This is a genomic window from Brevibacterium sp. SMBL_HHYL_HB1 (assembly GCF_018208375.1).
Taxonomy (GTDB): Bacteria; Actinomycetota; Actinomycetes; order Actinomycetales; family Brevibacteriaceae; genus Brevibacterium; species Brevibacterium intestinavium.
This window is the reverse complement of sequence record NZ_CP062936.1, coordinates 2,347,661-2,372,400: the sequence shown is the minus strand read 5'-3', so window position 1 is coordinate 2,372,400 and position 24,740 is coordinate 2,347,661. Positions and strand designations below refer to the sequence as shown.

At 65.1% G+C, this 24,740-nt stretch carries 24 protein-coding genes, 1 tRNA gene and 1 pseudogene; 21 read left to right on the top strand and 5 right to left on the bottom strand.

Annotation, left to right across the window (positions count from 1 at the left end; all coding sequences use genetic code 11):
* Positions 1–593: 593 nt before the first annotated feature.
* The 5 genes and pseudogenes from IG171_RS11020 to IG171_RS11000 all read left to right on the top strand — a co-directional run bounded on the left by IG171_RS11020 (position 594) and on the right by IG171_RS11000 (position 4,260).
* A complete protein-coding gene (locus IG171_RS11020; protein ID WP_212127486.1) occupies positions 594–1,574 on the top strand; it encodes a squalene cyclase in 981 nt (326 codons plus the stop codon).
* 71 nt (positions 1,575–1,645) lie between these two features.
* A complete protein-coding gene (locus IG171_RS11015) occupies positions 1,646–2,623 on the top strand; it encodes an intradiol ring-cleavage dioxygenase (RefSeq protein ID WP_212127485.1) in 978 nt (325 codons plus the stop codon).
* Positions 2,624–2,711: 88 nt separating this feature from the next.
* A pseudogene (locus IG171_RS11010) lies at positions 2,712–2,840 on the top strand (twin-arginine translocase TatA/TatE family subunit); the annotation flags it as partial.
* A gap of 209 nt (positions 2,841–3,049) precedes the next feature.
* Positions 3,050–3,844: a twin-arginine translocase subunit TatC gene (tatC, locus tag IG171_RS11005; RefSeq protein WP_249203646.1), complete on the top strand. Its 795-nt coding sequence runs from the start codon at positions 3,050–3,052 to the stop codon at positions 3,842–3,844.
* Positions 3,832–4,260 carry a twin-arginine translocase TatA/TatE family subunit gene (locus tag IG171_RS11000; protein WP_212127484.1) on the top strand — a complete coding sequence of 143 codons (429 nt, stop codon included), beginning with the start codon at positions 3,832–3,834 and terminating at the stop codon, positions 4,258–4,260. Before tatC ends, IG171_RS11000 begins: the two co-directional genes overlap by 13 nt.
* Here IG171_RS11000 and IG171_RS10995 read toward each other — a convergent pair.
* The 5 genes from IG171_RS10995 to IG171_RS10980 all read right to left on the bottom strand — a co-directional run bounded on the left by IG171_RS10995 (position 4,233) and on the right by IG171_RS10980 (position 10,023).
* The gene (locus IG171_RS10995) at positions 4,233–4,856 is read right to left on the bottom strand and encodes a hypothetical protein (protein WP_212127483.1); all 624 of its coding nucleotides are present in this window, start codon (positions 4,854–4,856) and stop codon (positions 4,233–4,235) included. The two genes, IG171_RS11000 and IG171_RS10995, sit on opposite strands and share 28 nt — an antisense overlap.
* Positions 4,857–5,219: 363 nt before the next feature.
* Positions 5,220–6,476 carry a serine hydrolase gene (locus IG171_RS10990; protein ID WP_249203643.1) on the bottom strand — a complete coding sequence of 419 codons (1,257 nt, stop codon included), beginning with the start codon at positions 6,474–6,476 and terminating at the stop codon, positions 5,220–5,222.
* A gap of 165 nt (positions 6,477–6,641) precedes the next feature.
* On the bottom strand, positions 6,642–7,019 hold the full coding sequence (locus tag IG171_RS19065) for a hypothetical protein (protein WP_249203641.1): 378 nt from the start codon (positions 7,017–7,019) through the stop codon (positions 6,642–6,644).
* A complete protein-coding gene (locus IG171_RS10985) occupies positions 6,956–8,245 on the bottom strand; it encodes a biotin carboxylase (RefSeq protein WP_249203639.1) in 1,290 nt (429 codons plus the stop codon). The genes IG171_RS19065 and IG171_RS10985 overlap by 64 nt, the downstream gene beginning before the upstream one ends.
* 353 nt (positions 8,246–8,598) lie before the next feature.
* Positions 8,599–10,023: an IS1380 family transposase gene (locus tag IG171_RS10980; protein WP_135542801.1), complete on the bottom strand. Its 1,425-nt coding sequence runs from the start codon at positions 10,021–10,023 to the stop codon at positions 8,599–8,601.
* Between the two features lie 168 nt (positions 10,024–10,191).
* Here IG171_RS10980 and IG171_RS10975 point away from each other — a divergent pair, with 168 nt between their 5' ends.
* The 16 genes from IG171_RS10975 (at position 10,192) to IG171_RS10900 (ending at position 24,733) form a co-directional block, all read left to right on the top strand.
* Complete coding sequence (locus IG171_RS10975; RefSeq protein WP_212127482.1) at positions 10,192–10,641, top strand: MaoC family dehydratase N-terminal domain-containing protein; 450 nt, start codon at positions 10,192–10,194, stop codon at positions 10,639–10,641.
* On the top strand, positions 10,638–11,081 hold the full coding sequence (locus IG171_RS10970) for a MaoC/PaaZ C-terminal domain-containing protein (protein ID WP_212127481.1): 444 nt from the start codon (positions 10,638–10,640) through the stop codon (positions 11,079–11,081). The genes IG171_RS10975 and IG171_RS10970 overlap by 4 nt, the downstream gene beginning before the upstream one ends.
* Complete coding sequence (locus tag IG171_RS10965) at positions 11,078–12,187, top strand: UDP-N-acetylmuramate dehydrogenase (protein ID WP_249203637.1); 1,110 nt, start codon at positions 11,078–11,080, stop codon at positions 12,185–12,187. The genes IG171_RS10970 and IG171_RS10965 overlap by 4 nt, the downstream gene beginning before the upstream one ends.
* A gap of 29 nt (positions 12,188–12,216) precedes the next feature.
* Positions 12,217–13,854, top strand: coding sequence for a metallophosphoesterase (locus tag IG171_RS10960; protein ID WP_249203635.1), 1,638 nt, complete (start codon positions 12,217–12,219; stop codon positions 13,852–13,854).
* Between the two features lie 136 nt (positions 13,855–13,990).
* A tRNA-Trp gene (locus tag IG171_RS10955) sits at positions 13,991–14,063 on the top strand.
* A gap of 96 nt (positions 14,064–14,159) precedes the next feature.
* Positions 14,160–14,438 (top strand): preprotein translocase subunit SecE, encoded by a 279-nt coding sequence (gene secE / locus IG171_RS10950; RefSeq protein ID WP_135537149.1) that lies wholly within the window; start codon positions 14,160–14,162, stop codon positions 14,436–14,438.
* Positions 14,439–14,598: 160 nt separating this feature from the next.
* Positions 14,599–15,399, top strand: a complete 801-nt coding sequence (gene nusG, locus IG171_RS10945; protein ID WP_249204336.1) for a transcription termination/antitermination protein NusG — start codon at positions 14,599–14,601, stop codon at positions 15,397–15,399.
* Positions 15,400–15,793: 394 nt separating this feature from the next.
* Positions 15,794–16,231 carry a 50S ribosomal protein L11 gene (rplK, locus tag IG171_RS10940; protein WP_212127479.1) on the top strand — a complete coding sequence of 146 codons (438 nt, stop codon included), beginning with the start codon at positions 15,794–15,796 and terminating at the stop codon, positions 16,229–16,231.
* Between the two features lie 64 nt (positions 16,232–16,295).
* Complete coding sequence (gene rplA / locus IG171_RS10935; RefSeq protein ID WP_212127478.1) at positions 16,296–16,991, top strand: 50S ribosomal protein L1; 696 nt, start codon at positions 16,296–16,298, stop codon at positions 16,989–16,991.
* A gap of 166 nt (positions 16,992–17,157) precedes the next feature.
* Positions 17,158–18,450 carry a helix-turn-helix domain-containing protein gene (locus tag IG171_RS10930; RefSeq protein ID WP_212127477.1) on the top strand — a complete coding sequence of 431 codons (1,293 nt, stop codon included), beginning with the start codon at positions 17,158–17,160 and terminating at the stop codon, positions 18,448–18,450.
* A gap of 118 nt (positions 18,451–18,568) precedes the next feature.
* Positions 18,569–20,092, top strand: a complete 1,524-nt coding sequence (locus IG171_RS10925; protein ID WP_212127476.1) for an aldehyde dehydrogenase family protein — start codon at positions 18,569–18,571, stop codon at positions 20,090–20,092.
* 125 nt (positions 20,093–20,217) lie between these two features.
* Complete coding sequence (adhP, locus tag IG171_RS10920) at positions 20,218–21,237, top strand: alcohol dehydrogenase AdhP (protein ID WP_212127475.1); 1,020 nt, start codon at positions 20,218–20,220, stop codon at positions 21,235–21,237.
* Positions 21,238–21,588: 351 nt separating this feature from the next.
* Positions 21,589–22,116 carry a 50S ribosomal protein L10 gene (rplJ, locus tag IG171_RS10915; protein ID WP_212127474.1) on the top strand — a complete coding sequence of 176 codons (528 nt, stop codon included), beginning with the start codon at positions 21,589–21,591 and terminating at the stop codon, positions 22,114–22,116.
* Between the two features lie 66 nt (positions 22,117–22,182).
* Entirely contained in the window at positions 22,183–22,569 is a 387-nt protein-coding gene (rplL, locus tag IG171_RS10910; protein WP_212127473.1) for a 50S ribosomal protein L7/L12, read from the top strand.
* A 164-nt stretch (positions 22,570–22,733) separates the two neighbouring features.
* Positions 22,734–23,963, top strand: coding sequence for a hypothetical protein (locus tag IG171_RS10905; RefSeq protein WP_249203633.1), 1,230 nt, complete (start codon positions 22,734–22,736; stop codon positions 23,961–23,963).
* Positions 23,960–24,733, top strand: a complete 774-nt coding sequence (locus IG171_RS10900; protein ID WP_212127472.1) for a hypothetical protein — start codon at positions 23,960–23,962, stop codon at positions 24,731–24,733. The genes IG171_RS10905 and IG171_RS10900 overlap by 4 nt, the downstream gene beginning before the upstream one ends.
* Positions 24,734–24,740 lie beyond the last annotated feature (7 nt).

The window sequence follows — 24,740 nt, the reverse complement described above, 5'->3', positions numbered from 1 at the left end:
CACTATGCGTGTGATGCTGCTGGCGCACTACCGCGGCTCCAGTCATCGTATTCGCCGTTGGGTGTTAGCCAGAGCCCACGTTCTCCGAGCGCCTGTCGAGCCTCGCGCCTGGCGGCTGACTCTCCGGTAATTCGTACGTCTATCTTCTCAACGTACTGCCCCTCATACATTCCACCTGTGTGTGTACCCGACCGGTCGATGATCGCGAAATCCAAGGCCGAGTAGTCGACTCCGGAACGGGTGAGCATCGAGCGTACTGTGCGGATCGTCAGATGCTTGGCAGTCATCAACCCACCTCTTCGACGAGAAGTTCAAGGAGAGCTTTACTCCACGCGGCGGCGAGCAGTTGTCCAGCAGCGAACGGAGCACCATCAAAGTTCAGATCGGTGTGAGTGCCCTCTGGAATGAATCCTCTAATCGTGAGGTCGGGGGATCGAGTCCCCCTCCCGCTACCACTCAACTCCCTCACCAGGACGGACAGTCCAGTGGGGGAGTTCTTTCGTTCCCGGCGCTTCCATGCTTCCGGCCAGAGGAGTAACCTCTGCCCAAGGTCTCCGCCCGTTCGGGGCGAGACAGGATGCAGAGGATCGACGATGATCGACGCACGGCTTGCCGACTGGCTGCTCGACTCCGACCCCGCCCCGCGCTGGCAGGTCGAACGCGATCTCCTCGGGGCGGCACCGGAGATCTGGCAGGCCACCCGCGCCCGTGTGGCCCACGAGGGCTTCGGCCGCGAACTGCTTGATGAGGAGGACGATGACGGCGCGTGGGCCGGGGGAGCCTACTTTCCCGCGGACTTCGCCTTCGCCGAAGACACACCGCAGCCATGGACAGCCACCACCTGGGCGCTCAACGACCTGCGCGAATGGGGTGTCGACGCCGCGGCGCTCGCCGGCACCGCAGAGAAGCTCGCCGATGTGCGCTGGGAATACGAGAACCTTCCGTACTGGGGCGGAGAGGTCGATGTCTGCATCAACTCATGGGCCCTGTCGAACGGACTCTGGCTCGATGCGGACGTCGATGGGCTCGTCGACTGGCTCCTCGAACACCAGCAGGATGACGGTGGCTGGAACTGCGAATGGATCGACGGCTCGAGGGTCTCCTCCTTCCACTCCACGCTCAACGCCCTCCTCGGGCTGCTCGACTATCAGATCCGCACCGGAGACGCTGCGCGGGTCGCGACGGCCCGATGCGGGGGAGAGGAATACCTCCTCGCTCGGGGCCTCTTCCGTCGGCGAAGCAGCGGCGAGCCCTTCGATGATCGTGTCTTCGTGCTCTTCCACCCTCGGCGGTGGTTCTACGGTGTCCTCCCTGCGGCCGACTGCTTCCGGCGCGCGGCGCACGCCGACGCGGTGGCCCCCGACCTGCGCATGACCGACGCGATCGAGAGCATCCGCAGCGAACGCGAGGACGACGGATCGTGGCTGCAGGGCCATCGCCTCGGTGGCGACGTGCGGTTCCACGTCGATGTTCGGCCCGGTCAGCCATCGAAATGGGTGACATTCCACGCCTGCAGAATCCTCGGATTGTGGGACGGAGCACATCCGTCCCGGCCTTTCTCAGCGGCAACCTAGGAACGCCACAGTCGCGGGCCAGACCTCGTCGCCACGATGGTGTCATCACACCAGCGAAGGAAGGACAGCTCATGGCTCGCGTACCCGAACCAGACCAGACCCCCGAAGGCCCCGCCTACGAAGGCCGACTCCTCGACCGCCCGGACGAGGAAGTCGTCGATCAGGGCGCTTCATTCGATCTCCGCACACTCTTCAGCCGACGCGGAGTCCTGGGACTCATCGGCGCAGGCGTCGGGGCCGCGGCCCTGACCGCCTGCAGCTCCGGAACCTCGGGTTCAGCGAGTTCGAGCAGCGGCTCGGTCACGGAGATCCCCGACGAGACCGCCGGACCGTATCCGGCAGACGGTTCCAACGGCCCGGACATCCTCGAACAGTCAGGAATCGTGCGTTCGGACATTCGGTCGAACATCGACGGATCCGACACCGTCGACGGCGTGCCGCTGACCTTCACGCTCAAGGTCACCGACATGGCCAACGGCAACGCCCCATTCGAGGGGGTGGCAGTCTATGCCTGGCACTGCGACGCTCAGGGCCGATACTCGATGTACTCCGAAGGCGCCGAGGACGCGACCTGGCTGCGCGGGGTTCAGGTCGCCGATTCGAACGGCGAGGTCACTTTCACCTCGATCTTCCCCGGCTGCTACACCGGAAGGTGGACGCACATCCACTTCGAGGTCTACCCCGACGTCGACTCGATCACCGACGCCGAGAACGCGATCGCCACCTCCCAGATGGCTCTTCCCGAGGATGCGTGCAATGCCGTGTTCGAACTCGACGCCTATGACGGATCGGCGAAGAACCTCTCGGCCATCACCCTCGATGACGACAATGTCTTCGGCGATGACGGCGGTGAACACCAGCTCGCGACGATCAGCGGCGATACCGACTCCGGATACGTGGCCTCACTCGATGTTCCCGTCGACACGGAGACCGAACCGTCAGACGGGGCCGCACCTGCCGGCGGCGGAGGCGGAGAAGGCGGAGAACCGCCGGAGGGCGGGGCCGGTCCGGAGGGTGGGACCCCGCCCGACGAGTCCGCGGAGCAGTAGACGGAGCCCACCGATGGCGCGTCGGCGACTGCACGTCGTCGCTGAACATGCCGAAACCGCAGAACAACCATTCGAAAGGCCATAGACCATGCTGCACAATCTCACGGGCTGGCACGCCCTCATCATCCTCGCGATCGTCATCCTCGTCTTCGGAGCGACCAAACTGCCCGCGCTGGCCAAGAGCCTCGGACAATCGGTCCGAATCCTCAAGGACGAAACGGCCGAGAAGCGCCCGAGCGGACCGGACGATCGGAATCCGGAACCCACCTATCACGAGGCGGTGACCGATCGGATCGTCACAGAACCCACCGGCACCGGGGCAGCCTCGGCGGTCTCCGAGCCGAGCTCGGTCGACGTCGCCCCGAACGTCACTGTCCGGGCCGCTGAGAACGGCGCGGATTCTCAGCCGCACACGCGGGCCCGATCATGACCGCAGCCACCGCCGCGCAGAAGATGCCCCTGTCCGCGCACATGAGGGAGGCCCGGGCCCGGGCGGTGCGCGCGGCGGTGGCGCTTCTCATCGGCACTGTCATCGGCTATCTCACCTCCGGTCTGGTCATGGATGTGCTCCGTGCCCCGATCACCGAGATCGCCGAGTCCCGCAGTGCCTCACTCAACTACGACAGCGTCACCGGGGCCTTCGACCTGCAGGTGCGGATTGCGCTGTATTCGGGGATCATCCTCTCCAGCCCTGTCTGGCTGGGGCAGATCTTCGGGTTCCTCACCCCTGGGCTGACGGCGAGGGAGAGGAAATACACCTTCGGCTTCCTCGCCGTAGCCATCCCTCTCTACCTCGCCGGCTGCCTGACCGGACTGTATGTCTTTCCCCGGATGGTCGAGGTGCTCACCTCCTTCGCCTCATCCGAGGACAGCACCATCCTCCAGGCCTCCTACTACTTCGACTTCGTGTTCAAGATCGTGCTGGCCACCGGCATCGCGTTCGTCCTCCCGGTCATCCTCGTCATGCTCAACTCCATGGGCCTTCTCTCGGCCCGGACGATCGCGAAGGCGTGGAGTGTGAGCATCGTCGGAATCGTCGTATTCGCGGCTCTGGTGACCTCGGCCGCAGACGTGCTCTCGATGGTCTTCGTCGCCGCCCCGATGGTCCTGCTCTTCCTCGCAGCGCTCGCCGTCGCCTGGGTCCACGATCGCCGGCACGACGGTGACGAGGGCGAGATCCACCTGCCGTCCACGGAAAGGAGCCGGACATGTTCGGCCTGAACTTCGAGAAGATCGTCATCGTCGGCATCATCGCAGCGATCGTCCTCGGCCCGAGTCGGCTGCCCCACTATGCGCAGAAGCTCGGTGAACTGGCCCGACTGCTGCGAGCCCAGATCGACGTCGCCCGGGACAACGCGTCCGAGTCGCTGGGTGTCGAGGACTGGCAGTCTCTCGATCCGCGCCAGTACGATCCGCGTCGGATCATCCGGGAGGCGCTGCACGAACCGGCCCGCGACTCCAAGCAGGAGACCGGATCGACCGGCGCCGAGGTGCCGGGGCGTTACATCGTCACCGGTTCCTCCGGCCATCCCCGCAGACAGTTCCTCGCCCACTCGACCGACAGCCGGTCGGACGCGGAGGAGAGCGCCTCCGTGCCTTCAGAAGGTGATCAGTCCTTGAAGTCGAAGTCCTCCTGATCGATGCCGGGGAACACGAGTTCGTACTTGATCATGGAGTCCTTGTGGTCGACGATCTTCACCGTTCCGTAATAGGTCTTCTCTCCCGTGGTCCTCTCATCGTCCTCGACCGTGATATCGCAGGTTTCGAATCCGTACCACTCGCTCAGCTCCATATCGTTCGCGCACTCGGCCTTCTCGACCTTCATCTCGAGCTTGTTCTCGAACAGGTCGATGAGGTCGGCTTCGATCGATCTGGCGGGCACGATGCCATTGCCCTCGTCATCGACGTCCATCGCATCGTCACTGGCCCAATTCTTCGTCCTTGCGGCGTCAGCGAACAGGTCGGTCGACGCGGTATCGGTGGGCTCCGCCTCGGCGGGGTCGGCAGTGGTCGATTCGCTCGGAGTGGTCTGAGTCATGCTGCCCTCGTCTGAGGAGTCCGTGCCCGCGTCCGATGCTCCCTCACTGGGCTGAGCGGCTTCGGACTCCGGGCCCTCGGCGGGCTCATCGCCGCCGCCGAGCAGTCCGCAACCGCTCAGTGACAGTGCCAGGGCTGTTCCGGCGGCCGCTGTCAGCAGGCGGGGCATCCGGGTGGTGCGGCGGTTCGGTGTCATGGTCTCTCTCCTTCGCCGTGAAGCGACCACAAACGTGGTCTCTGCACAACGAGTCTGCCATGGCCGGTCGCCTGCGCTCGCAGTTCTGTGTGCGGGTCCGGCAACGGATGTGGCGATCTGGGCACACGTTCGCGTGCGTGATCGCCCTCGACGCCCGTGAAGTGGCCTCGCCCATCGCGCAGTGCCCTCGCCCGCAGGCCGACACGCACCTTCGCTCGCATGACCGAGCGCTGCACCAGGAGGGTGTGGGAGTACCGGGACGTGATGGCTCAGCGACTGCAGGAGCTGCCACCGCCGGGGCACTATGGCGCTGGCGGGGCGCTGTGACGCAAGCGGGGGTGTGATGGTGCTGGAGACCGGGGGCTATTTCGCCGGGGAGTTCACGGCCATGGCCAGGGCCTCGAACGCACGGATCGTCGGGAACAGCTTCGCCGCATCCTGCGGCAGCCCCCAGCTGGAGAGCTTGACCCCGACGACGTTCGCGCCCGGGTTCATGTAGATCATCTGGCCGTGGATGCCCAGGGCCAGGAACGCGTGGGAGTCGGGGAAGGGGAACCAGAACTGGTTGTGATACGCCCCGCCGGGCATCCGATTGTCCCCGGGGCCGTCGGCGAAGGCCTGCCGCACGTCCTCCGAGGTCGTGAGCGTGTCGCCGATCCACGTCGTCGGAGCGACCTGCTGACCGGTCAGCGATCGGCCGCGGTTGGCGTAGACGAAGCCGAAGCGGGCGAGGTCGCGCAGAGTGGTGTTGATCCCACCGTCGAACATGCCGACCCCGTACTGATCGGTGGCGATGAGCGCGTCCTGCTCCGCCCCGAGGCGGGACCACAGCACCCGCGACATCAGCGTCTGCATGCTCTCCCCGGCGATCTTCTCGCACACCCAGCCGAGCACATCGGACTCGCACGAGCGGTATTCGAAGACCCCACCGTGCTCGGACTTCGCCTCGAGCGTGGTGAGGAACTCGTACATGCCGATGCCGGGGCTGACCCGCGCGGCCTCGGACCAGCCGATGGCCTCCTCGATCTGTCGGACCTCGGACTCCGGGTCGAGGTAGTCCTCGGAGAATCTGATCCCCGAGCGCATGTCGAGGATGTTCCGCACGGTGGCCCCGGCATAGCCGGAATCTGCGAGTTCGGGCACGTAGTCGGTGATCGGACGCCTCGGGTCGAGGTCGCCCGAACCGGCGAGCACGCCGGCGACCGTGCTGACGAGCGATTTGCTCACCGACATGAGCAGATGCTCGGTCGACGGGGTCATGGCGCCGAAGTACTCCTCGATGAGGGCGGTCCCGTTGTGGAGCAGCATCCATCCGTCCGTGTCCGTGGCTTCGATGACGCTGCGGACGCTGCGGGCCCCGGAGTGCTCGGTCGCGGGGATCTCGACCTCGCCGAGGTCCTGCAGCTCGACCGGCAGTTCGGCCACCGGCCCGGTCCCGCGCGAGATCGGCGTCGTCGGCAGCACCCGTGCGACGTTCTGGAACGACCACCGGATGTTGTCGGGAGCCTGCCAGTTGTCCCTGTCGATGCCGGCGGCTCCCAGCGCCGTGCCTGCCGGGCCTGCGGCGTCTGCCGGGGGAATGGGCTTGTCTGTCCCGGTGACGGTTCGGTCACGCTTCACCTCGTGTTCTCGGATCGGTCTTCGTCCGGCTTCGGCGGCGCCGGTTCGGCCGGTCGGCTTCGGCGGCGCCGGTTCGACCGGTGTCTGATCGCTTCATCGGCTTCTGGCCGCGGCGCCGGCTCGGGTCGTGACGAGAGTATCACCGAGGCGGCCCCGCCTCCCGGGTCAGTCTCCCTTGGTTCCCGGCCCGCCCAGAGCCGGTGACGGGTCCTCCGGCGCCACCGGGATCCCGGCGTACATGGCCCGGATCGAATCGATGAAGTGCTTGGCCCTGATGCTCAGCGCATCCGGTCCGCCCACATTGGTCTGCAGCGGATTCTTCGTCACCAGCACACCGAGGTCCGCACCCTTCCAGCGATAGTCCCCGGCCCCGAAGATGCGCAGGAAGAACGCCTCATTGCCGTTCTGCAGCGGGTGCCAGTCCAGTGCCGCCCGCTTGTATGCCAGCGTCCCGTACTGGTCGAGGCAGTACTGGCCGGTCAGCGGCGAATGAGTGATGTACTCGGTGATCGGAGCCGTCTCCTGATGATCATCTGGCTCCACTCGTCGGCCCCGGACAGCTCCTCCCATCGCTCGTTGATCTCATCGACGTCGAGGTCGAACTCGACATCGAGGTATTCGAGCAGATGGAACAGGAACAGCGGAACGTCGGCATAGGCCCCGGCGGTGACGTTCGTGATCGCCGAGGCTCCGGAGATGCGCGGATTGAGCTCACCGAGCCAACAGTCGTCGCTGTCGAGGTCGACGAGCACATCGACTTCGAAGAAGCCCCGGTAGCCGCGTTTGCGCAGACCTTCGCCCATCTTGCGCACGAGCTCGCGGGTCTGGGCTCGCTGCTGCGCGTTGAGGACATCGGGTTTCATCTCATTGCCGCACCAGCCGCCCGGATACGGGGTGAGTTCGGGGAAACCGGCCAGTTCGGTGAGATAGGGGCCGACGACGACTCCGCTGGAGGTGATGACGGCTTCGACGGCGACAGGGGTGTTGCTGATCCGTTTCATCACCTTCAGCTGCTCGCCGACGATGTCGTCCTCATGCCTCTGCCAATCCGACTCAGCGGAGATGAAGAACGTCGTCTTCCCCGAATCGCCGTACGGGGTCTGCACGACGAGATCTCCGCCGAGCCCCGCCTCGGCGGCCTGATCTGTCAGCTCCTGAAAGGTATCGGCCGTGGTGAGCACATTGGGCACGGAGAACGCCCCGGCCTCATTGCCGAGCTTGGTGGTCTCGATCTTCGAATCCAGCTGATTGCGCAGCGCGGCCGAGGGCAGGATGAGGTCGTAGCCGAGTTCCCGGCAGATCCTCTCGGTCTCCTCGTCGAAGAAGACCATGGCGACCTTGACCCGCTCCCCATGCGGGATGCTGCGCGTCATATGAGCGCGCACCTCGGCGTTGAGCAGCAGCCAGTTGTTGATCGACTCACCGGAGTCGAACTCGACATAGGGCTTGTAGCGCGGGGAGAACACGCGCGGATGACCGCCGTCCCAGCCGTCGTAGTAGGTGACATAGGAGAAGTTGCGCACCCACCGGTCGATGCCGAGCAGGTTGAACGGGGTGGCACCGACGAAATAGATCGGCGTCTGATTCGTTCGGAAGAAATGTCGGACCTCGGAGACATTGCGCAGAGGACGTCTGATCTGCACCCGGTCGGCCTCATCGCCGGCATAGGCGGCGTCGGTGGCGACTGCCACTTCGACCTGCGGCGGGGCCGAATCCCCTCGCCTCTGCACCCCGGGGCTCGCTGGGTCTGCGGCGGGGGAATCGTTCATCTTCGCACTACTCCTCGGCAGATGTGATGTGAATAACATATACCAGTTTTGCGGTGGTGGACCCGATGAATTGTGCGAACCGGACGCGAACGCGCGGTCGATTCCACAGCCGAGAGCAGACGCCACGACCCAGGACTCCGCCGGCCTCGACCGCGGATGCCCCCGGACACAGCCGTGCTTTAGCCTTGATCCACCGATCGGTATGGGAGCCGTGGTGTGAATCCGGTTCCCGCAAAATGTCGACAAATGGGCAGGGAACATCGTCCCGGTCTCTCACCAGTCTGATTCCACTTTTCAGTTCCCGTAGGCCTCCTCCCCGGGCCCCGGTCTTCACGCCCGCTCGGGCTGATCGGTCATGTCAACGCACGTTGGGGAGGGCTCAACGCGGCCTGCCACAAACGAGCGAATTCCTCGGCCCATGGCCAGTCTCTGGGCAGATTCAGGATCAATCTCCTCGCTCGGTGGGCAATCCGGGCCGGGACGAGGATGATACGCGTCCTCAGTGTTTGTGCACGCGCCTTGCTCATTCGGCCACCCATGAGCCCAGCAGCTGCCCGCAGTAGGTTATGAGTCATCGCCGCGATCGTCACCCACGCTGCGTTGGCATCGAAGGCCCCTGAGGGCATATGCGCCAGTGCACCGTTTTTCAATTCCGCATTGATCTGCTCGATGATTGCGTGCTTCCGGTGGATCTGGTCCGCCAGAACAGTGTCGAAGCGCTCCTGATCGAGGGTGGTGAAGAAGGCGTGGTATCGGTACAAGTCGAATAACGGGTCCTGCCCGGCAGACCGCTTCTTCTCGTTGAGCTCGGGGACTCGTCGCACGATCAACCGGCCTGGCACCTGCAGAGCCTTCTTCTTCGACGTGAACGCGGTAAAGGCGACTTCAGCGACTTCAGCCTTGCTGATCCACGTTTTGGTCTCTTCGTCGAAGATCGCTTCCGGGTACTGGATGCCGGTCCACGCATCATCGTCGATGGTGGAGATCGCTGTTTTGACCTTCTTGTCCATACGCACCGTCACCGACACCTCGGCCCCAGCACCGCGGGCGGCTTTGGTCATTGTCGACGAGTAGTAGGCGGAATCAGCACGCACCAGCACCGGGGCCTGACCGGAATTGATGCGTCGAGTGGTGGCCAGGGCGTCAGAGACGAACTTGTCGGCACCCCGAGCTGATGAGGTAGAGCCCTTCCGGAGACGCTGACCGACGATGACCTGACTGGAGGTGCTTGTCGATGCAGTCGCCAAGAGCGCGTTGAGTCCCCGACTGCCTTGATACCCGAATCCGGCTCCTTGTTTCCTTGCGGAATGGACGTCGATGACGGTGTCGTCGACGTCAACGAAGACCATTGACGACTGCGGTGTTGTCGGACTGGTGGCCAGCAGGCGTATGTGCTGGTCGAAGCCGGTCAGAAGACGGGCGCTGATGGCATCGAGCTGTCTGACGTGGCCGAAGGAGAACGAGCGCAGAAACGATCCCAAAGTCGATGGGGCGTAGACACGGTCGAAGAGTCTGTTCATGCCGCCGTGGCGCAGGATGTTCATATCATCGATCGAATCGGCGCCGGCGGCCATGCCCGCGATCAGGGTGGACAGTTTCGCGCCCGGGTTCGCGCCCTTATCGGCTCCGGTCGTCGTCACGGTCAAACGCTGCTCGGCGAGGTCGAGCAGGCCTGCCTGGTGGGCCAGACGCATGATCGGGACCAGGCCGGTAGGACTGACGAGGTTCGTGTCGTTGAAGGAGTAGGACGCTGCCGTGGGTGTGTGATTGAATAGCACCTGAGAGGTGCCCCTTTCTTGAACGGGAATGTTGACGTTAGACATCATCATTTTCCCAGTTCAGGAGGGGCATTTCCATTTCACACGCGGCTTTGAACAGCTACCCGCATCGGTGGATCAAGGTTTAGGCTGGAGTCGATACCGACCACAGTGGAAAAGAGAGCTTATATGCCGGTCAACACCGAGAGGCAGGGAGCCTCGTTCTCCCTGCCCGAGCCCTACGAGGTCTCCCGGGAGGCGATCGCGGAGTTCGCGCGCGCCACAGGGGCGAAGGCCGATTACCATTACGACGCCGAGGCGGCCACCGCACTGGGATATCGCGATGTCGTCGCCCCGACCACCTTCGCCGTGATCATCGCGCAGAAGTCCGAAGCCGCGTATGTGGCCGATCCCGAATCGGGCATCGACTTCTCGAAGGTCGTCCACGGTTCCGAGCAGTTCTCCTTCACCCGTCCCATCGTCGCCGGTGACCTCCTGTCGGCCGTGACCCACGTCGACGGGATCCGCGCCGCCGGCGACAATGCCATGATCACCACCCGCACCGAGCTCACCGACGCCGCGCAGCAGCCCGTCGTCACCGTGACCTCGACCCTCGTCGTGAGAGGAGACGGAGAATGAGTCCCACCGACTTCTCCCAGCTGACCATCGGAGACACCGTCGTCGAGGCGGAGATCCCGCTGTCGCTAGCCTCGCTGGTCGACTACGCCGCGGCCTCGGGCGATCACAATCCGATCCACTGGAACGAGCGATTCGCCCGGGAGGTCGGCCTCGACGGCGTCATCGCCCACGGCATGCTGTCGATGGGTGCGGTCATCGCCCCGGTCGTCGACTGGCTCGGCGATCCCGGTGCCGTCGTCGACTATCGGACCCGGTTCTCCGCTCCGGTGCTCGTCCCCGACGCCGAGGCCGGACCGCCGACGTCCCCGACGACCTCGCTCAAGCTCACGGCCACGGTCGGTGCGGTCGATGCCGCTGTGGGCACCGCGCGCATCGACATCACCGTGAAGTCGGGTGAGGCCGATGTCCTCAGCCGCACCCAGGTTCGGATCAGCCGGTGAGCGGAGCTGTGAGCGAGGAGCTGTCGAAGTTCACCACCTTCCGCCTCGGCGGTCCGGCCGCGCAGGTGACCATCGCCGAGACCCGCGAGGAGCTGCTCGAGTTCTGCCGCGCCCACCAGATGGGACTCAGCGGTGAGGAGCGGGCCGGCGTGCTGTTCATCGGAGGCGGATCGAACCTCCTGATCGCCGACGACGGCTTCGACGGGCCCGTGTGCGTGGTGCGCACCACCGGTGTCACAGCCACCGAGACCACGGTCACCGACGTCAGAGTGACCGCCGAGGCGGGGGAGGACTGGGACGATTTCGTCGCTCATACGCTCTCACTCGGCCTGTCCGGGCTCGAAGCTCTGTCCGGCATCCCCGGCTGCGTCGGGGCGACCCCGATCCAGAACGTCGGCGCCTACGGCACCGAGGTCGGCGAGCTCATCACCTCGGTCGAGGTCTTCGACCGCGTCGCCGGCCAGATCCGGCACCTCAGCGCGGTCGAACTCGAATTCGGCTACCGCACCTCGGCGCTCAAGCGCGCGCAGATCGCGGCCGGGACACCGCAGTTCGTGGTGCTGTCGGTGACCTTCGACCTCCAGCGCAGTCAGCAGTCCCTGCCGGTGCGCTACGCCCAGCTCGCCTCCGCCCTCGACGTCGAGATCGGCGCCCGGGTGGAAGTGGGCCTCGTGCGCGAGAGCGTCATCGGACTGCGCCGCTCGAAGGGGATGGTGCTCGACCCCGACGACCACGACTCGTGGTCGGCAGGGTCCTTCTTCACCAATCCCATCGTCGACGACCCGGACACCCTGCCGGCCGAGGCTCCCCGCTACCCGGTGACCGATCCGCTCAGCGGCGCGAAGATCGAGGGGAAGACGAAGACCTCGGCGGCCTGGCTGATCGAACACGCGGGATTCTCCAAGGGATTCAGTCTCGGGCCCGGGCGAGCGGCGCTGTCGGACAAGCACACCCTGGCGCTGACGAACCGGGGACAGGCGAGGACCGCCGACGTCATCGAACTCGCGAACACGATCGTCGCCGGTGTCGAAAACGCCTTCGGCATCACCTTGGAGCCCGAACCGACCTTTATCGGCTGTGCCCTGAACGACGGAGCGCTTCCGTAGACGGCGGAGAACTTCCATAGACTGAGCACGTGTCATCGCGTCGCAGAACCACCTGTCTCCTCCTCGCCCTGGCGGCCGTCGCTCTGGTGACCCTGCCGTGGGCGCTCTTCACCTCCCGTGCCGATCTCACCTTCGGCCCGCACGAGGCGCAGTACCGTGTCACCGCCGATTCCCGGCTGACCGTGGACTTCGGCCCCTTGGGGGAGCTGCTCGTTCCTGCCGAGGACTACATTCCCCTCGGCCTCGGACTGCATGTCGACATCGGAGAGATCCCGGTCTCCGGCGACGACCGGGACGAGGAGCGGCCCGCCGCCGACCCCGACGAGGTGAAGGATCCCGGCGGGGGAAGCATCGACGCCCTCGGCGGAGACATCGCCTCCTATGCCTCCCTGTTCTCCTCCCCGCAGGCTCAGATCGACCAGGTGGTGGAGGGGCTGAGCCGGGAGATCCTCACCCGGTGGGCGCTGGCGGTGTGCCTGGTCACCGGTGGGCTCGTCGGCCTCGCGGCGTTCCTGGGCTCGCAGCGGCTCGATGGCATCGTCCGGGCCCTCGTCGGCAAGGAGCTCATCGGCATCTGCCTGGTGATCGTTCTCGTGCTGACCGGACTCGGCGGCCTCGTGCTCAATCGTCCGAAACCGATCGCGGCCGATCCCGCCTTCGACGGCACCCCCTTGGCCGGCTCCCAGGTCACCGGCCGCCTCGGCGGAGTGATCGACACCGCGCTGACTGCGGTGCAGGACTTCGCCGAGGACAACGATGCATTCTACGACCAGGTGCTGGCCGCACTCAGGCAGCAGTGGGACCGACGACCGATCACGGGCAACTGGACCGACCGCGGAATGGTCCCACCCGCCGGGGCAGCCGGACAGGAGGACGCGGACGACTCGGACCGGGCAGTGTCGACGTTCGTCTTCGGGTCCGATCTGCACTGCAACATCGGCATGGCCCGCGTCGTCGGAGAGGTGGCCGGGATGAGCGGCGCCGACGCCTATATCGACGGCGGCGACATCACGATGACCGGAACCTCCGCGGAGAACTACTGTCTCGACGTCCTCGACGATGAACTGCCCGATGAGATGCCCCGCGTGATCGTCAAGGGCAACCACGACTCGACGGAGACGACCCAGCATGCGAAGACCCGCGGCTGGGAGGTGCTCGAGGATTCGACCGCGGAGATGGCCGGGGTGACCTTCTTCGGCGCCGCGGACCCCCGCCGCACCGTCTTCGGCTCCGGGGCGCAGCTCGAGACCGAACTCACTGCCGACCAGTACGCGCAGCGGCTGCGAGACGAAGCCTGCGAGACGGACTTCGACATCATGCTCATCCACGATGCCGCTGTGGGTGCCCCGAGCCTGCGAGCCGGATGCGCCGACTACGCTCTGAGCGGACACTGGCACCGCAGGGTCGGCCCCGAGACCTTCGGCTCCGGAGTCCGCTACCTCAGCTCCACGACCGGGGGCGCGCTTGCGAATGCGCTGACTCCGGGGCCGCTGAAGATGAACGCGGAGCTGAGCATCATCCGCGTCGACAATGCCACGAAGCGGCCGATCGACGTGCAGATCATCACCGTCACGCCTGAGATGGAGGTGCACATCGATCCGTGGGTGCGCTTCCCCGAGCCCCTGCCGCTGGTGGCCCAACCCCATGAGGACGTCGCCGGGCAATGAGAGGCGGTGAGTGAGCGGCGACACGCTTGTGCCACCTGTGCGCCCTCCGGTTCGACGAACGACGGTCGGGCACGGTATGCTCGTTTCTCGTGGTTGGACAGTCACCGGATCCCAAGGATTCGAGTTGTTCGATCGAAGGGGTGTGGCGCAATTGGTAGCGCAACGGTCTCCAAAACCGTAGGTTGCAGGTTCGAGTCCTGTCACCCCTGCGCAGTTGACTCTGCCGAAGTCTCATCGGCTAGGCGCCGTCCTCGACTGGCACGAACAATTGTGAAGCCCTAACGAAACCGACCGAGTGAGGATGTGTGAGCGACACACCGGCAAAGAAGACTGGCAGCGCACCCAGCAGTGCCTCCGGTCCCAAGAAGCTCGGATTCTTCGGACGAATCCTGCAGTTCTTCCGCGAGGTTGTGGCAGAACTCAAGAAGGTCGTCACTCCGACGCGGAAGCAGCTGGTCAATTACACCCTGGTGGTGCTGGGCTTCATCCTGTTCATGATGCTCCTCGTCACGGTCCTGGACCTGGTGTTCGGCAAGCTCGTCGGATTCGTCTTCGGCGGAACGCCGCTGTGGCCCCTGTGGTGAACCGCGGTCCGCAGTGAGACACTTTAAGCTGAATCTTCACTCCCGAATGGGAATCACAACACGCGAAGCGAGGAAATGATCGGTGTCGGATACCAGTTCACCTGAGCAGGAGACCCCTGAGACACAGGACGTCACTCCCGAGGAATCGGGTGCCGCAGCGGTGCCCGAAACCGAAGCTCCGGCCGACGCCGAGGCGGCAGCGGCCGAAGACGCGGACGTCGAATCCGCACAGCCCGAATCGGCGGACGCGGCCGCTGGGTCAGACGCAGAAGGCGAGTCCGCGACTGCGGACGACGAGGACGCAGGCGACGCCGGCGACGACGATGAGTCCGCTGTCGAGGAGGACCCGGCCGAGGAGTTCAAGGCCGAGCTGCGCATGCAGGAGGGCGACTGGTACGTCATCCACTCCTATGCCGGCTACGAGAACAGGGTCAAGCAGAACCTCGAGAACCGCACCATCAGCCTCAACCTCGAAGAGTACATCTTCGAATCGCAGGTGCCGATGGAAGACGTCGTCGAGATCAAGAACGGCCAGCGCAAGCAGGTCCGCCGCGTGCGCATGCCCGGCTACGTTCTCGTGCGCATGGAGCTGACCGATGAGTCGTGGGGCGCGGTCCGCCACACTCCGGGTGTGACCGGGTTCGTCGGCAACGCCTACGACCCGACCCCGCTGTCGATCGACGAGGTCTTCTCGATGCTGGCCCCGATCTTCGAGGAGCGTCAGGCCGAGGCCGCCGCTGCCGAGGGACCTGCCGCCGAGGCCGCCGCGAAACCGGCCCCCGTCACCGAGGTGGAATTCGAGGTCGGCGAGTCCGTGCTCGTCAAGGAGGGCTCCTTCGAGGGCCATCCCGCCACCATCCAGGAGATCCGTCCGGAGTCGCAGAAGCTCACCGTGCTGCTGTCGATCTTCGAACGCGATGTTCCGGTCGAGCTCGGCTTCGACCAGGTGTCGAAGCTGTGAGAACCGCAGGTGCGAACTGACCGCCTCGGCGATCAGGTGAGACTTCCGCTCGAAGGGGCCCGGATGATTCCGGGCCCCTTCGCCCGTGCCTGGGCGGTCGCCTCGGCGACGATATTCCCCGTTCAAGGCTGAGCCCGGATTTCGAGCGTTCCTCGGGTCGATATTCGCGCCGGCGGTTGAACGAGGGTGTCGAGGCAACCGCATCGGGTCGGCCGCCTCGGTGAGACTTCGATCCGGTGATGCGGCGCCAGTGATGCGGCCCACAGGCATTTGCCCAAAGCCGCGCGCGCATGGAATACTGGTGTGGTTTGATTGCGGCCCTCATCGGAGTCCGCCGTCGAACGATGTGCCGTTTTCGTCTGGCACATCGAAACCTCAAGATTAAGGACCGTACATGCCTCCCAAGAAAAAGGTAGCCGGCCTCGTCAAGCTCCAGATTCAGGCAGGTGCCGCCAACCCGGCCCCTCCGATCGGTCCGGCGCTTGCCCAGCACGGCGTCAACATCATGGAATTCTGCAAGGCCTACAATGCCGCCACAGAATCCCAGCGCGGAAACATCGTTCCCGTCGAGATCACCGTGTACGAAGATCGTTCGTTCGACTTCGTGCTCAAGACCCCGCCGGCCGCAGAGCTGATCAAGAAGGCCGCCGGAGTGAAGTCAGGTTCGGCGACGCCGCACACCGTCAAGGTCGCTCACCTCAGCGCTGATCAGGTGCGTGAGATCGCCACCACGAAGATGCCCGACCTCAACGCCATCACCATGGAACAGGCCGACCGCATCGTGGCCGGAACCGCACGTTCCATGGGTGTGACCACCGACATCGAGGTCTGAGACCTCACCTCATCCAGTGGCAGGGCCCACGCAGCCCACACCACGACTGCAAGGAGCAAAGCAGATGGCAAAGCGTTCAAAGGCCTACCAGGCCGCGGCTGAGAAGATCGCCGCAGATGTGAACTACGAACCGGCTCAGGCGATCGCCCTGGCCAAAGAGACCAGCGTGGCGAAGTACGACGCCACCGTCGAGGTCGCCCTCCGCCTGGGTGTTGACCCCCGCAAGGCGGACCAGATGGTGCGCGGCACCGTCAACCTTCCGCATGGTACCGGTAAGACCGCCCGGGTCCTGGTGTTCGCTGCCGGCGACCGTGCAGAAGCTGCCCGTGAAGCAGGTGCCGACTACGTCGGCTCCGATGACCTGCTGGAGAAGGTGGCCGGAGGGTTCACCGACTTCGATGCCGCTGTTGCGACCCCCGACATGATGGGCAAGGTCGGTCGTCTCGGCAAGGTGCTCGGTCCCCGTGGCCTGATGCCGAACCCGAAGACCGGCACCGTGACCATGGACGTCGCGAAGGCCGTGGCCGACATCAAGGGCGGAAAGATCGAATTCCGCGTCGACAAGCACTCGAACCTGCACTTCATCATCGGAAAGGTCTCCTTCTCCGAGGAAGCTCTGCAGGAGAACTTCGAAGCAGCCGTCGACGAGATCCTGCGTCTGAAGCCCTCCGCCTCGAAGGGCCGCTACATCAGCAAGGCTGCGATCACGACCTCGAACGGCCCCGCCGTTCCGGTCGACCATTCGGGTCTGCGCGTCTGATCAGCGGGTCAGCGCAGTCTGAGGGCGGGAAGCGAATCGTTCGCTTCCCGCCCTGATTCGTCCGCGGCCTTGCTCGGAGGCCGGTTCGCGATTAGATTGTGAGCAATCGAGGCTCTCTTCTGACAGTTCTCATCCGATGACCGCCGATGGAGGTGGACCGTCCGCCATGGACTCGACGCTTCTGCTCGAAGATGCCTATCAGCGCACCGTGCGATTGGCGCACGATCGCCTGCAGCAGCCGTCGGCGGATCTCAGAGGTCTCGGCGGCAGTCACGATGAACGCCGCAGCGGAGTGCGCTCATCGGTGCTCGAGTCCTGGAACCGTAGCCTGAACCGACTGCGCGATCCCGCCGGCGCCCGAGTGCGCGTGGCCTATGAGGCCGAGCAGCTGGCCGAGATGAGGCGACGCCACCCCTTCCACTCGATCATGCCGCTGCTGCGTTCGCACCTCATCGAACCCGCGAAGGACGCGGGTCTGCTGGCAGCGCTCGGTGACGAGCAGGGTCGCCTCCTGTGGGTCGAGGGGGAGCGGAGCGTGCGCGACCGTGCCGAGACCATGGGGTTCATTCCCGGGACGGACTGGTCCGAGGAGGTCATGGGCACCTCGGCGCCGGGCCTGGCCCTGCAATCCCGGAAAGCCGTGCAGATCAGCCAGGCCGAGCACTTCGCCCCGGACGTCCACTCGTGGAGCTGCAGCGCAGTTCCCGTCACCCACCCCTTGACCGGTCAGGTCCTCGGCATCATCGACGTCACCGGCGGAGACGATGCGGTGTCCTCGATCGTGCTGCCGCTGCTGGCCTCGACGGCGAAGGCCGCCGGTGCGCAGCTGTCCCAGCTCTACACTCCGCAGCGAGTGCTTCGATCCGACGCCGAGGCGGCCGGATGCGAACTCATCGTCTTCGGCCCCGAACCCGCCCTGCGGGGTCCTGACGGCAGGCAGATCTCCCTGACCCGACGGCATGCCGAGATCCTGCTCCTGCTGCACCGGTTTCCCGATGGCATCAGCGGCTCCGGGCTCGTCGAGCGTCTGTGGCCGGTCGGGGGCAGCGAGGTCAGTGTCCGGGCCGAGATCAACCGGCTGCGCCGGGCCATCGACGGAATCGACGGTCTGCACATCGATGCCCGTCCCTATCGGCTGCGCGGCCGGCTCAGCTCCGATCTCGAACGCACCAGCGAGGCGCTGGCGCAGGGAGATGTGGACACCGCGCTGGGGCAGTACCGCGGGCCCGTGCTGCCGGACTCGGATGCTCCCGGAGTCCGCGAGATCGGAGCGGAGGTCGATGCCCACATGCGTGAGACCCTGCTCCAGGACGGAACCTGGCAGCAGCTGTGGCGCTATGCCGATCTGCCGGACTTCCGCGACGACGTCGAAGTCCTCATGACCGTGCTGCGCCTGGCCCCTCCCGAGGCCGTCGAGCGCAATGCCGCCGTGGTGCGCCTGGAGGCCCTCGGCTGCTGAGGGTCGGCGCCGGCGATCGCGCCGGATCGTGATGCAACCCACATGCAACGTTGCCCTGGGTAGCGTCGTGCCCACACGGAGATCATCCGGTGAAAGCAGACGCATCAAAGGAGTTGCAATGACTGTCTACGCGCAGCCCGGTCAGGACGGATCGCTGGTCACCTTCAAGTCCCGCTACGAGAACTTCATCGGGGGCCGGTGGGTGCCGCCCGTGGGCGGAAACTACTTCGAGAATCCCAGCCCGGTCACCGGACAGGTCTTCACCGAGGTTCCGGCCAGCACGTCCGAGGACATCGAGCTCGCCGTCGATGCCGGGCACAAGGCGGCACCGGCCTGGGGCAAGACCTCGGTGGCCGAACGGGCGAACATCCTCAACACGATCGCCGACCGCATGGAGGACAGCCTCGAACTGCTCGCCGTCGCCGAGACCTGGGACAACGGCAAGGCCGTGCGCGAATGCCTCAACGCCGACCTTCCGCTGGCCGTCGACCACTTCCGCTACTTCGCCGGTGCCATCCGCGCCCAGGAGGGCGGGCTGTCCCAGATCGACGACGACACCGTCGCCTACCACTTCCATGAACCCCTCGGTGTGGTCGGTCAGATCATTCCGTGGAACTTCCCGATCCTCATGGGAGTGTGGAAGCTGGCTCCGGCCCTGGCCGCCGGCAACTGCGTCGTCCTCAAACCGGCCGAGCAGACTCCGGCCTCGATCCTCGTGCTCGTCGAGCTCATCGCGGATCTGCTGCCCGAGGGCGTGCTCAACGTCGTCAACGGCTTCGGCCTCGAAGCCGGCAAACCGCTGGCATCGAACAAGCGGATCTCGAAGATCGCGTTCACCGGTGAGACCACCACCGGTCGGCTGATCATGCAGTACGCCTCGCAGAACATCATCCCGGTGACTCTGGAGCTGGGCGGGAAGTCGCCGAACATCTTCTTCGACGATGTCATGGCCGCCGATGATGCCTTCTGGGACAAAGCCAAGGAGGGCTTCACGATGTTCGCCCTCAATCAGGGCGAGGTCTGCACCTGTCCCTCGCGCGGGCTGATCCAGGAGTCGATCGCCGATCCGTTCCTCGACGCGGTCGTCGAGCGGACGAAGGCGATCGTCCAGGGCAACCCGCTCGACACCGACACCATGATGGGAGCCCAGGCCTCGAACGACCAGTTCGAGAAGATCATGTCCTACCTCGACATCGGCCGACAGGAGGGCGCCGAGGTGCTCACCGGCGGTGACAAGGCCGAGCTCGGAGGGGACCTCGCCGGAGGCTTCTACGTCCAGCCGACGATCTTCAAGGGCACGAACAGGATGCGGATCTTCCAGGAGGAGATCTTCGGGCCCGTCGTCTCGGTGGCGACGTTCAGCGACTACGACGATGCCGTGGCCACTGCCAACGACACCCTCTACGGCCTCGGCGCAGGCGTCTGGTCGCGCGACGGCAACACCGCCTACCGGGCCGGACGCGACATCCAAGCCGGCCGTGTGTGGGTCAACAACTACCACGCCTACCCTGCGCACGCGGCCTTCGGCGGGTACAAGGCCTCGGGCATCGGACGTGAGAACCACAAGATGATGCTCGACCACTACCAGCAGACGAAGAACCTGCTGGTCAGCTACTCGCAGAACGCTCAGGGCTTCTTCTGAGCGATCCGACCGTCTGCGGTGCCGGGGCTCGCCCGACACCGCAGACGGCAGGCGGCAGCCAGGCGCTGAACGCCTCCATGTTCCCAAACCCGCGTGACATCCCATACCAACACAAGGAGACGAAGATGTCTGAAATGAAAGCAGCAGTCGTCGAGGGCTTCGGCCAGGAGCTCGTCGTCGGAGACAATGCGATCCCCGAACCCGGTCCCGGACAGGCGCTGGTCAAACTCATCGCCTCGGGTGTGTGCCACACCGATCTGCACGCCTCGCAGGGGGACTGGCCGGTCAAACCGAAGATTCCTCTCATCCCGGGACATGAGGGTGTGGGGACCGTGGAGAAGGTCGGCCCCGGCGTCACGGACGTCGAAGTCGGCCAGATGGTCGGCAACGCCTGGCTGTGGACGGCCTGCGGAACCTGTGAGCACTGCCGTCAGGGCTGGGAGACGCTGTGTGAGCAGCAGATCAACGGCGGCTACGGAGTCGACGGATCCTTCGGCGAGTACATGCTCGTCGACACGCGCTTCGCCGCCGCGATCCCCGACGGAGCCGACCCCTATGAGATCGCGCCCCTGCTGTGCGCCGGCGTCACCGTCTACAAGGCACTCAAGCGCACCGAGGTCCGACCCGGCCAATGGGTCGTCATCTCCGGCATCGGCGGACTCGGCCACATCGCAGTGCAGTACGCGGTGGCGATGGGCATGCGCGTCGTCGCCGTCGATGTCGCCGATGACAAGCTGGCGCTGGCGAAGAAGCACGGAGCGGAGATCACGGTCAACGCCTTCGCCGAGGATCCGGCCGAGATCATCCAGGACAAGATCGGCGGCTCGCATGGTGTTCTCGTCACCGCCGTGCACCCGAAGGCCTTCGGGCAGGCGATCGGCATGACCCGCCGAGGCGGGACCATCGTATTCAACGGTCTGCCTCCGGGTGACTTCCCCGCGCCGATCTTCGACATCGTGCTCAAGGGCCTGACGATCCGCGGTTCGATCGTCGGCACTCGCCAGGACATGGTCGAAGCCCTCGAGTTCTATGCCGCCGGGAAGATCCACCCGACGTTCACGAAGAGGCCGCTCGAGGATATCAACGAGATCTTCGACGAGATGGTCCACGGCAAGATCGACGGTCGCGTCGTCATCGAGTACTGACCGGCGAACGGCCTGCGGCGGCCCTGCACCCTCGCTCGAGGGAGGCAGGGCCGCCGTTTCGCTGCGGGGCAGCGGTGTGGTGGGGATCTCGGGGCGGGATTGGACGTGGTGGGACCGGCTTCGTTAGACTGAAGTCACCCAAGACCGTCGGTCTTCGCGGTTGCATTCGGATCCGCCATCGGATCCAGGTGCCCGCGGACGAAGACTCCCAGTGAGTGTCCCACGCAGGTGAGCTCGAGATACTTCCGCTGGTTTCCTCTCGGAATCCGGTGTCAAGCGTTTCACGCCTTCCTGCGTGGAGCGCTTTTTCTGTGTGTCGGGGCGGACCGGACGACTTATGAAAGGAACACCATGGCGAGGCCAGACAAGGCAGCCGCAGTCGAGGAGATCAAACAGCGGTTTGAGAACTCCGACGCTGTGTTGCTGACCGAGTACCGCGGTCTCACCGTCGCGCAGCTGAAAGAGCTGCGCGTCTCTCTCGGTGAGAACGTCAGCTACGCCGTGGTAAAGAACACGCTGACCAAGATTGCAGCCAAGGAAGCCGGAGTCACCGGTCTCGATGAGCACCTCAATGGGCCCACCGCGATCGCGTTCGTCAACGGCGAACCGCCCGAGGCTGCCAAGGCTCTGCGTAACTTTGCCAAGGCGAACCCCCAGCTCGTGGTCAAGGGCGGCTACTTCGATGGAGCCGCACTCAGCCCCGAGCAGGTCAACCAGCTCGCCGACCTCGAATCCCGCGAAGTGCTGCTTGCAAAGGCAGCCGGTGCCATGAAGGCAAGCCTCCACCAGGCGGCTTACCTCTTCACCGCTCCGCTGGTCAAGGCCGCGCGCACTGTCGATGCTCTCCGCGAGAAGCAGGACGACACTCCCGCTTCGTAAAGCCTGAGCATCACCCCCAACAAACCCGGTCACCGACCGTGACCAAAACAGGAAGGACTAGCCACCATGGCTAAGCTCACCACCGACGAGCTCATCGAAGCTTTCAAGGAGCTCACCCTCATCGAACTCTCCGAGTTCGTCAAGAAGTTCGAAGAGGAATTCGACGTCGAGGCTGCCGCTCCGGCCGCCGCCGTCGCCGCTGCCCCTGCCGCCGGAGGCGGAGAGGAACCCGCTGAAGAGCAGACCGAATTCGACGTCATCCTCGAATCGGCCGGCGAGAAGAAGGTTCCCGTCATCAAGGAGGTCCGCGGACTGACCTCTCTCGGACTGAAGGAAGCCAAGGACCTCGTCGACGGAGCCCCCAAGCCCGTCCTCGAAGGCGCTTCGAAGGAAGACGCCGAGAAGGCCAAGGAGACCCTCGAGGCTGCCGGCGCCACCGTCACCCTCAAGTGATCCGACTGCGGCAGCCTGACTGACCGCAGACTGCAGAGCCCCACAGCACACGCTGTGGGGCTCTTCGCATTCCAGCTCGGTCATTGACAGCGAACGAGGGCGTGTGGCAGATCTGCAACTGCGAGGTTTGCTGAAACAGGTGTAGTGCGTATTAGTCTTGTGAGGTGACTGAGAAGACGAGCACGACCGAGTCGCTGGGGAGACTGCGATCCCGGATCCGCGACGCTTGGGACCTCGACCCGGTCTTCATCGATCCGATCATCGCCCCAGGTCTGACGAAGAACCAGAAGCTCTCGGTGAAGCGAGCCTCCGCGAACACGGCGGAGTCGGGAATTCCGCATTTCATCGCGATCGTGCCCGAGATCGCGCTGGCCGTCGGCGACGACTGGGACAGATTCACCGCCGACCTCGCCTATGCCGTTCACGCCGACGGCGATGCGGAGCAGAGTCTCGTCCTCTTCAGCGAGGGGGCATCGGCAGCGGCCGCGCGTGCTTATCTCGTCGACGACAACGGACCGGTGGTACCTCCGGATGCCGCGAATCTGACGAGATCGGCCACTGACGACTTCCTGCCGGTCGAGTTGTCGGTTCCCTACCTCCTCGGCGTCCTCGTTGCCGCGGCGAAGGGAACTCAGCCGCCGGATCCGCCCGACTTCGACACCCGCGATCCCGGAGACCGGAGCGAGGACTACATCGAGGCAACGGGCCTGGGCAATGGCAATCCCGACGTCACGGTGTTCGGGGCTGCCGCTGTCGCTGCGCTCGGGCTGAGCGTGTGGCTGATGCGGCGCAGAGAGAAGTACTCCTGGAAGACGAGCCTGACGACGGCTCCCGAACTGGTCAGATCGGCCCGGCTGCGGTCGCGTGCCGATCAGGTCCTCGAGCCGCTGCCGGAACCGCATGAGCCCAGCGAAGAGACATGGCAGCTGTACGATCGCGGTCGGCGCATCCAGGATGCGCTGAGAGCGCTCGTCGAATCGCATCCCGATTGGGCGGACAACCCTGACTTCGCCCACCGCTGCGGAGTGTTCGTTCTCGTATCGACCGACAAGTGGGTCCGGAAACGGCTGCGGGGATCGAGTTCGGCAGACGAGGAAGCCCCTCGCTTCTGCTTTCTCTTCCCCCATCACAGAGGCGGGATCGAGAGGTTCGCCCTCGAACAGAACAGAACGATGCTGAGAGTCGACCTGTGCGAGCACTGCCGAGCGGAGATCAATGCCGGGCACGAACCCGAACGTCTCATGGTGCCCAAGCGTCCCGGATCGAAGCGGGCTGTGCCCTATTTCCGACGTTCGGACGCCTATGCGGCTTCGGGATTCGGCAGCTTCCAACCCCTCGAGGACGCACTGGTGGAGGCACAGAGCGTTCGGGCGGGGCAGGAGCGTTCGCGATGAGGCTGTGGTTGAGATGGGTCGTGGCCGTCATCGTCTTCGCCGTCGTGGTCACCGGTGCGACGGTCTGGACGACGGCGGAGTTCGATGCGGCCAAGCAGGCGCGGATCGCGGCCGAGGACAGCGATGAGATCGTCGTCGATTCGATCTATTCCGATCGGATCGAAGGACAGTACGACGCCGATTACGACCGGGGCCGCTATCGGACGATCGCGAAGTCCTTCGAATCCGACCCGATCTTCCTCGACGGCTACCGGGCCTTCTCGGTCGACGACGCCGAGCTCGAGACGATCCGCACAGAGGTCGACGGGCTCGACGTGCCGATCTACGTGGCATTTCTGTCCAACTCGGAACTCGACGACGCTGATGGAGACGCCGACCTGCTCGCGGCTCGGATCGCCGCTGAGCTGTCAGACGAGCGGGCCACCGTTCTGGTCGTCGGGCTCATGGACGAAGGAATCGGCAGCACGGGAGCCGTCCGGGATCTCAGGTCACGTCCGCGGACCGACCCCGATGAGTCGGCCTCGGCCGCCGCAGTCGACTACGTGCGGGCATTGAAGAGTACGGAGGTCGAGGACGCGACCACAGTCTATTCGTCGAAGACCGACGACGACGGCAGACCGCTCGTGGTCAACGAAGACACCTCTGAGGACCCGCGCACGTTGGCCTATCCCGCCGGTGCGGCCGTCGGAGGCATCGGACTGGGCCTCCTCGTCGGAGGGGGTCTGGGCGTCGGCGGAGTACTGGTGAGGCGCAGGATCAGGGAGAAGTGACGAAGCG